At 45.0% G+C, this 8,052-nt stretch carries 8 protein-coding genes and 1 tRNA gene; 8 read left to right on the top strand and 1 reads right to left on the bottom strand.

Annotated features, from left to right (window positions below; translation table 11 throughout):
- Positions 1-331 precede the first annotated feature (331 nt).
- The 7 genes from ORJ00_RS11015 to ORJ00_RS10985 all read left to right on the top strand — a co-directional run bounded on the left by ORJ00_RS11015 (position 332) and on the right by ORJ00_RS10985 (position 6,330).
- Positions 332-408: transfer RNA gene (locus ORJ00_RS11015), tRNA-Trp, on the top strand.
- A 9-nt stretch (positions 409-417) separates the two neighbouring features.
- Entirely contained in the window at positions 418-750 is a 333-nt protein-coding gene (locus tag ORJ00_RS11010; protein ID WP_306139852.1) for a hypothetical protein, read from the top strand.
- A gap of 136 nt (positions 751-886) precedes the next feature.
- Complete coding sequence (gene rimI / locus ORJ00_RS11005; protein ID WP_306139851.1) at positions 887-1,327, top strand: ribosomal protein S18-alanine N-acetyltransferase; 441 nt, start codon at positions 887-889, stop codon at positions 1,325-1,327.
- A gap of 188 nt (positions 1,328-1,515) precedes the next feature.
- The gene (gene prfC / locus ORJ00_RS11000) at positions 1,516-3,102 is read left to right on the top strand and encodes a peptide chain release factor 3 (RefSeq protein ID WP_027672048.1); all 1,587 of its coding nucleotides are present in this window, start codon (positions 1,516-1,518) and stop codon (positions 3,100-3,102) included.
- Between the two features lie 12 nt (positions 3,103-3,114).
- A complete protein-coding gene (argS, locus tag ORJ00_RS10995) occupies positions 3,115-4,854 on the top strand; it encodes an arginine--tRNA ligase (RefSeq protein WP_027672049.1) in 1,740 nt (579 codons plus the stop codon).
- 1 nt (position 4,855) lies between these two features.
- Entirely contained in the window at positions 4,856-5,494 is a 639-nt protein-coding gene (pdxH, locus tag ORJ00_RS10990) for a pyridoxamine 5'-phosphate oxidase (protein WP_306139850.1), read from the top strand.
- Positions 5,485-6,330 (top strand): TatD family hydrolase, encoded by an 846-nt coding sequence (locus ORJ00_RS10985; RefSeq protein WP_027672051.1) that lies wholly within the window; start codon positions 5,485-5,487, stop codon positions 6,328-6,330. Before pdxH ends, ORJ00_RS10985 begins: the two co-directional genes overlap by 10 nt.
- Here ORJ00_RS10985 and ORJ00_RS10980 read toward each other — a convergent pair.
- Positions 6,310-6,903 carry an AhpA/YtjB family protein gene (locus ORJ00_RS10980; protein WP_027672052.1) on the bottom strand — a complete coding sequence of 198 codons (594 nt, stop codon included), beginning with the start codon at positions 6,901-6,903 and terminating at the stop codon, positions 6,310-6,312. The genes ORJ00_RS10985 and ORJ00_RS10980 overlap by 21 nt on opposite strands.
- A 72-nt stretch (positions 6,904-6,975) precedes the next feature.
- Here ORJ00_RS10980 and serB point away from each other — a divergent pair, with 72 nt between their 5' ends.
- On the top strand, positions 6,976-8,052 hold the full coding sequence (serB, locus tag ORJ00_RS10975) for a phosphoserine phosphatase SerB (RefSeq protein WP_027672053.1): 1,077 nt from the start codon (positions 6,976-6,978) through the stop codon (positions 8,050-8,052).

The raw sequence follows: 8,052 nt of genomic DNA, 5'->3' as shown, positions 1-8,052 counted from the left end.
GAACTCAGAAGTGAAACGCAGCTGCGACGATGGTAGTGTAGCATTCGCTATGCGAGAGTAGTTCACCGCCAGGCTCCTAATACTAAGCCCCGCTCATCGAGCGGGGTTTTTTTATGCCTAAAATTCAACGATTAGACGCTAAACTATGTTTATTAACACCCTTGAAAACTCACGGTCTAATTGATGAATACTCAGTAGGCGAACTTTATTGTGTATGCTACGCTAGTATGATTAATCACCTTAATGTCTATTTTCTATGCAGTTGAATGTGCTAGCACCGTTTTTTGCTTTACCTTTGGACTGGCTTTTGTATAATGGCGCCACAAGCTACAGGGGCATAGTTCCAATTGGTAGAACAGCGGTCTCCAAAACCGATGGTTGGGGGTTCGAATCCCTCTGCCCCTGCCACTTCTTCTTATGAAAACACTACTTAGCGTTTCCCAGCAGCATCTACTCGATGCGTTGCAAATTAAACCTCTTGCATTGACTGAAGCATTTGTCAGATCTGATAAGTCTTCAGAGCAAACAGGTTTTAATGCTCCTGGTTTAACTGAACTTTTCGCTCAAGATATTGATTTTCAACTCGCTGGAAAACGACGTTGGGTAATTCAAGTTGGTTTATTACAGTCTGAGTTAGATTCGGAGCAACTGATAACTCCGCCACTATCGGAGTTATTGCTCCCGGCACAAAAAAAGGCGCTTTGGTTATTACTGGGTACTATTAACGACATGGATGAAGCGTCAGGTTAGTGCTGATACATGGTCTTGTCGTGCAGTACTTTAAATTGCAATAGGATAAAATAACCAATCAGAATGTGCTGTTGACGTTTGTTAAGATATTGCGTACGTTGCGGGCAATTAAAACGGCTTAAAGTGAAATGCCCCGATGAAGTTTGAAACTCTTACACCCGCCGATATTAGCGTAATACACCAAATTGAACAGCAAGCTAATCCCTATCCTTGGCCTCGTTCAGCTTTTGACAGCAGCTTTTCAGATTTATACCTCAACATAAAATTGGTCAATGGTGATCAAATATTAGGCTTTATTATTTGCAAAATAGTGGGTGATCAAGCTGAGCTGTTTAATATCTGTGTTAACCCTGCTTATCAGGGGAAAGGTTACGGTAAGCAGTTGCTAAAATACTTACAAACTGTGTTACAGCAACGAATTGTGGCAGAGTTATGGCTGGAAGTTCGCTCGTCTAATAAAGTTGCGAATGCCCTTTACCAACAACAGGGATTCAATTGCGTAGATGTAAGGCGTAATTACTACAAAAATGCCCAAGGTAGCGAAGATGCGTTAATTATGTGCTTGTACTTATCTTAATCTGGTTTGCGGTTAATAATTAATTGCCCCAGAGCTTGTCGTTTTACTCGGCTTTGATTGTGTCTTTGTGCCAGATAAGCGAAAATACCCGCCATCCCAATAGTTAAAATAACTATACTGACGACACCCATGTAAACTGGGTTGTTGTGTTTATCAGTTTAAATACGATTAATCAGAAGACGATATTAATGACAAACGGTGTAATTCAACAAGAAGTCAGCAAAAGGCGTACCTTTGCTATCATCAGCCACCCGGATGCTGGTAAAACGACGATTACCGAAAAGGTACTGTTATTCGGACAGTTGATCCAAAAAGCCGGTACGGTAAAAGGAAAGAAATCTGGCCAGTTTGCCACATCTGACTGGATGGAGATGGAAAAAGAGCGCGGTATTTCTGTCACGACCTCTGTAATGCAATTTCCGTATGCCGATTGCCTGGTAAACCTGCTTGATACACCCGGCCATGAAGATTTTTCTGAAGATACTTATCGCACGCTTACCGCAGTTGATTCCTGTTTAATGGTAATTGATGGCGCTAAAGGTGTTGAAGAGCGCACCATTAAGTTAATGGAAGTAACCCGTCTGCGTGATACACCTATTATTACCTTTATGAATAAGATGGACCGTGATATCCGAGATCCGGTTGATTTGTTAGACGAAGTTGAAAGCGTACTGAAAATTGCTTGTGCCCCCATCACCTGGCCAATTGCCTCTGGTAAAGAATTTAAAGGTGTTTACCACATTTTGCGTGATGAGGTGATCCTTTATAAATCCGGCATGGGACATACCATTCAAGACCTGGATGTTATTAAAGGTTTGAATAACCCTGAATTGGACAAGCGTATTGGTTATTACGCCGCTCAGCTGCGGGACGAAATGGAATTGGTGCAAGGTGCCAGCCATGAGTTTGACCGTGAGCTGTTTTTAAAGGGGGAGTTAACACCGGTATTTTTTGGAACGGCGTTGGGTAACTTTGGTGTTGACCATATGCTTGATGGCCTAACCGATTGGGCTCCCACACCACAGTCACGAGCGACAGACAGCCGTACTGTAGAGCCCACCGAAACAGGCTTTAGCGGCTTTGTATTTAAAATTCAGGCAAACATGGATCCTAAACACCGTGACCGTGTCGCTTTTTTACGTATTGTGTCGGGTAAATATGAAAAAGGCATGAAAGTACGTCATGTTCGTATTGGTAAAGACGTACTAATACCTCAGGCGTTAACTTTTTTGGCCGGTGACCGTGAGCATTTAGATGAAGCCTATCCGGGTGATATCATTGGCTTACATAATCACGGCACCATTAAAATTGGTGATACCTTTAGTACTGGCGAGAACATGCAGTTTACGGGTATTCCTAACTTTGCGCCTGAACTGTTCCGCCGTATTCGTTTGCGCGATCCGTTAAAGCAGAAGCAGCTTCTAAAAGGCTTGGTACAGTTGTCTGAGGAGGGCGCAGTACAGGTGTTCCGTCCATTGGATAATAACGATTTAATTGTTGGTGCAGTAGGTGTACTTCAGTTTGACGTGGTTGTTAGCCGATTAAAATCAGAATATAACGTTGATGCACTATATGAAAGCGTTAACGTGTCTACCGCACGCTGGGTTTACTCTGATGACGGTAAAGCGCTGGATGAGTTTAAAAATAAAGCCAGTCAGAACTTGGCGTTGGATGGTGGCGATGCCTTAACGTATATCGCACCGACAATGGTTAACCTGAACCTGTCGATTGAGCGCTATCCAAAAATTAAATTCCACAAGACACGTGAACACTAATAGGTAAGCCGGATGAACATTAAGCATTTATTAACCGAAAAAACTCAAGCTGCCTTTGTTGCCTTGGGCTTACCCGCTGACACCAATGCGGCGGTGACAGTAAGTACACGCGTCGAGTTTGGTGATTATCAAATTAATGGTGCAATGGCCGCGGCCAAGTTATTGAAAACCAATCCGCGCCAATTGGCAGAACAACTACTCGCGCAGTTGGATTTAGATGGCATTGCGGTAAAAACGGAGATTGCGGGCCCAGGTTTTATTAATGTGACTTTAGCAAAGGGCTGGTTGGCTCAGCAGCTACAACATGCCAGCGGCAATGCGCGTTTAGGCGTGGCGGCTAACACCTCACCACAAACGGTAGTGGTAGATTACTCTGCGCCTAATCTGGCCAAAGAAATGCACGTGGGGCATTTACGCTCAACCATCATTGGTGATGCGGTAGTACGTTCGTTAGAGTTCTGGGGCGATAAGGTCGTCCGCCAAAACCATATGGGGGATTGGGGAACTCAGTTTGGTATGTTAATCGCTCACCTGGAAGATAAGCTTGCCGCCGGGGTAGATTTAGAACAGGTGGCGCTCGCTGATCTGGAAGATTTTTATCGCGAAGCGAAAAAACGTTTTGATGATGAAGAAGGCTTTGCTGATAAGTCGCGCACTTATGTGGTTAAACTGCAAAGCGGTGATGCACATTGCCAAAAGCTATGGCAGTTATTTATCGACACCTCGATCAAACACAGTGATGAAGTCTATCAGAAGCTTAACGTCACCCTAACGCATGCTGACATTAAGCCAGAGAGTGCTTATAACGATATGCTGCATGGCATTATTGATGATTTAAAAACGCAACAATTAGCCGTAGAAAGTATGGGCGCGTTAGTGGTGTTTTTGCACGAGCTAGCTGATAAAGAAGGTAACCCATCACCCTTTATTGTGCAAAAGACCGGAGGGGGGTTTTTGTACGCGACGACCGATTTAGCGGCGTGTCAGTATCGAAGTCATACCCTTAATGCCGACCGGGTAATTATTTTCACTGACGCACGACAAGGCTTACACTTTAAGCAAGTTGAACTGGTCGCGCGCAAAGCCGGATATTTACGCGATGCCACTGCCTATGATCATTGTCCGTTTGGCACCATGATGGGTGAAGATGGCAAGCCGTTTAAAACGCGTACCGGCGGCACGGTAAAATTAGCCGAGTTGCTGGAAGAAGCGGTAGTGCGTGCCAAGGCCGTTGTGCAAGACAAAGCTACCGATTTATCTGCTGAAGAAATCGACGAAGTAGCGCGTAAAGTAGGTATTGGTGCGGTGAAGTTTGCCGACCTGTCGAAGAACCGTACCAGTGATTACATCTTTAGTTGGGATGCAATGCTAAGCTTTGAGGGTGCTACAGCCCCTTACTTGCAATACGCCTACACCCGGGTACGTAGCATTTTACGTCGAGCTGATATTGCTGACAGTTTCACCGCAGAATTCGCGTTAACCGAAGAAGCTGAAAAGCAGCTGGCTGTTAAATTACTGCGCTTTGAAGAAACGTTGCAGCAGGTTATGAAAGATGCACAGCCAAACCTGCTATGTAACTATTTGTATGAGCTGGCAAGCTTGTATATGACATTCTACGAAGCGTGCCCAATTTTAAAAGACGGTGTTGAACCAACGCAGCGTAATAGCCGTTTAATGCTAAGTATTTTTACTTCACGCCTGTTAAAGCAAGGTCTGGAGTTACTGGGCATTGAGGTTATGGAGCGTATGTAGCATGAAAGTCGACGATATTCGCCGTAGTTATACCAAAGATAAGTTGGAGCTGGATAAATTGAACGAGGATCCCATTTCCCAGTTTGAAGGCTGGTTAAAGGATGCGATAGCCGCTGAACTACCAGACCCGACAGCAATGTGTGTGGCGAGTGTCGACGAGCATGGCCAGCCGTCTCAGCGACTGGTACTTCTAAAAGATGTCAGCACTGAGGGGTTTACCTTCTACACTAATTTAGGTAGCCGCAAAGCGAGTGAGCTAAGCGCTAACCCCAAAGTATGTTTGCACTTTCCGTGGCACCCACTGGAGCGGCAGGTTATTGTTTACGGTACCGCTGAACGTGTACCGAGTTCACAGGTAATGAAGTATTTTTTGTCGCGTCCTAAAGAAAGCCAGTTGGCAGCGTGGGCGTCAGAGCAAAGCCGGCCAGTGTCTACTCGTCAGGCGTTAATGCAAAAGTTTGCCGAAATAAAACATAAGTTTGAACATGGCGAAGTGCCGTTACCTTCTTTTTGGGGCGGTTTTTTGGTAAAACCGCATAAAATTGAATTCTGGCAAGGCGGTGAGCACCGCCTGCACGATCGCTTTATGTACACTAAACAAAGCGATAACAGCTGGAATATAGACAGGTTATGCCCTTAACGGACAACACTGTTCTCAATGACACTGCTGCGGCGCAAAATGCTGGCAGTAGTGGTTTCAAATTGTTCGATACCCACTGTCACTTTGATTTACCTGAACTGGCAATACAGCAAGCTCTGCACTGGCAACAGGCACAGCTTGCCGGTGTTGCAGCTTTAGTTATCCCCGCCGTACAACAGTCTGCCTGGCAAAATGTGCTTCAGTTACACCAGCAACAGCCACATTGGTACGTTGCTTTGGGTATTCATCCCTGGTGGGCGGCTGAGCATTCGTTAGATGCGGTGGTTGAGCTTAATAAGCTCCTGATAGCAAATGATACTGCAGTTGTTGCTGTTGGTGAAATTGGACTAGATTATGCGCTAGCTGAAAACAGCTTCGATATTCAGCAACAGCTATTTGTTGAACAATTGGCACTGGCAAAACAACACCATAAGCCGGTTATCCTGCATCATCGCAAAAGTCAGCCGCAACTGCTGGCTGAGCTAAAGCGGCAGCAGTTTAATGAGGGGGGTATTTTGCATGCCTTTTCTGGAAGTCAGCAGCAAGCTATGGCGTTTGTTGATTTGGGCTTTAAATTGGGTATTGGTGGCACTATTACCTATGAGCGAGCCAGTAAAACCCGTAATACGGTGCAAAAACTACCATTAAACTGTTTTGTATTAGAAACCGATGCGCCTGCTATGCCATTAGCCGGTTTTCAGGGCGAGGTAAATACTCCCGCTCAATTGGCAAGAGTGTTTAGCGCGTTATGTCAGCTAAGAAAAGAGTCTCCAGAGGTTATTGCTCAGCAACTTTGGCAAAATAGTAGCAATGTATTAAGACTTCGGTCCTCGTAGTCGCAATGACTGGCGTGACAAACGCGAAAATCCTCGGCGTAATAAAAAACCAACTGCCCCAGCCAAAATTAGCATGCCTAACAACTGCTGCATTAATTGTTGCCAAGACATACTGATCTGGTTTAGTGATGTATCCAGCCTTAAGCTCAGTTTCATATAGCCAAGTAGTTGCTGATCCTTGGTAATAGGCTGCACCATGGCTTGTAGTTGTTCTTTCTGGTTGGGTCCATATAGCAAACGTGCCGGGGCGCTGTTTTCTGACCAGCTCATACGAACGCCGTTGGCATCATATACCACAACATCGTACAAATAAGGACTGGCGGCAATGTGCTGAGTAAGCTGTTCCAGCCCGTCCAGCTCATCATGTTCAATCAAATAGGCCGCAGTGTGAGACAAGGCGGTAAGCGTTTCGCGCATTAACTGGCTACTTTGTTGCTGCAGTAACAGTTTGCCTTGTTGTTGCGTTAATACCCAGCTATGTAATAGCAACCAAATACCCATTACTGCAATAGCAATTTGCAGCAGCTTAATAGTGCTTGAAGTACTGCTCGGTATTGGGATATGGTTCTGCATAATTTCCATCAAGCACTGGCTAAAATAGTAGTTGCTACATTAAAATAACGTCGTAAAGGCGTGTAGCATGCCATGGCTGTGCTGCCAAGTATAGGTACTAGCGTGTCGTTTTTTTATCAGATCCCAACTATTCATCAACAGATTGAGTCGCCCCTTGATCTGCTAACTACTAACAATCACTACGCGCTACTTTGTCAGCAAGATACTGTTTTACTGCATAGTAATCATGTTTTGTCGCTACCAGAAGGTGCAGCATTTCCCATTTGCTCGAACTCAACAACAAACGTGATACGTCTATTCGGCGATGGGCTTATCTGGACGGCTATGGTTTCACTGTTTAAGCATCTAAGCCCCGATACCGCAATATCTTGCCGCTTGTATCAACCGCATCCTGAATTGGATAGGGCATTGGAGCTACAGCTTACGCAACCTCTGACGATAGACTTGCAGCAACAACTTACTGATTTGGCACAGCGACTGAATATTGAATTGGTGTATTTGAGCGCCCGGCCAACGTTAAATCTGCCTGGTTTACTTGTTATGGATATGGACTCGACAGCAATACAGATTGAATGTATTGATGAAATAGCAAAATTGGCCGGAGTAGGTGAGCAGGTGGCCAGTGTAACAGCCAGAGCAATGAATGGAGAGCTTGATTTTGCTCAAAGCCTTACGCAACGCGTAGCTAAACTGCAAGGGGCGCCAGAACAAGTATTACAGCAAGTATTAGACGCTGTACCCTTGATGCCAGGTTTAATACAGTTAGTCGCACACTTGAAAGCCCATAATTGGCAAGTTGCTATTGCGTCGGGTGGTTTTACTTACTTTACTGATGCGTTAAAAACACAACTGAATTTAACCGCTACCTTTGCCAATGTATTGGAAATTGCGGATGGCCTGCTTACTGGTAAGGTATTGGGTGATATTGTTGACGCCAATACTAAAGCGCAAGTGGTGAATTTATTAGCTGCACAGTATCATATAGACGTTAGTCAGACCGTAGCTATTGGTGATGGCGCGAACGATATACCCATGCTTAACGCGGCGGCTCTAGGGGTTGCATTTCATGCTAAACCCAAGGTACAGGCGCAGGCCAAGGCGGCTATTCGTCAAGGTTCTTTGTTGCAACTCTTGTACTTACTAGACTAA

This window comes from Rheinheimera baltica (genome assembly GCF_030731985.1).
Lineage (GTDB): Bacteria > Pseudomonadota > Gammaproteobacteria > Enterobacterales > Alteromonadaceae > Alishewanella > Alishewanella baltica.
The sequence above is the reverse complement of the archived record's forward strand: the minus strand, read 5'-3'. Positions and strand labels throughout refer to the sequence as shown.

Excerpts from the sequence above, each read along its gene's own strand:
- ORJ00_RS11010 (WP_306139852.1), top strand. The coding sequence starts at position 418 with ATGAAAACACTACTTAGCGTTTCCCAGCAGCATCTACTCGATGCGTTG.
- rimI (WP_306139851.1), top strand. The coding sequence starts at position 887 with ATGAAGTTTGAAACTCTTACACCCGCCGATATTAGCGTAATACACCAA.
- prfC (WP_027672048.1), top strand. The coding sequence starts at position 1,516 with ATGACAAACGGTGTAATTCAACAAGAAGTCAGCAAAAGGCGTACCTTT.
- argS (WP_027672049.1), top strand. The coding sequence starts at position 3,115 with ATGAACATTAAGCATTTATTAACCGAAAAAACTCAAGCTGCCTTTGTT.
- pdxH (WP_306139850.1), top strand. The coding sequence starts at position 4,856 with ATGAAAGTCGACGATATTCGCCGTAGTTATACCAAAGATAAGTTGGAG.
- ORJ00_RS10985 (WP_027672051.1), top strand. The coding sequence starts at position 5,485 with ATGCCCTTAACGGACAACACTGTTCTCAATGACACTGCTGCGGCGCAA.
- ORJ00_RS10980 (WP_027672052.1), bottom strand. The coding sequence starts at position 6,903 with ATGCAGAACCATATCCCAATACCGAGCAGTACTTCAAGCACTATTAAG.
- serB (WP_027672053.1), top strand. The coding sequence starts at position 6,976 with ATGGCTGTGCTGCCAAGTATAGGTACTAGCGTGTCGTTTTTTTATCAG.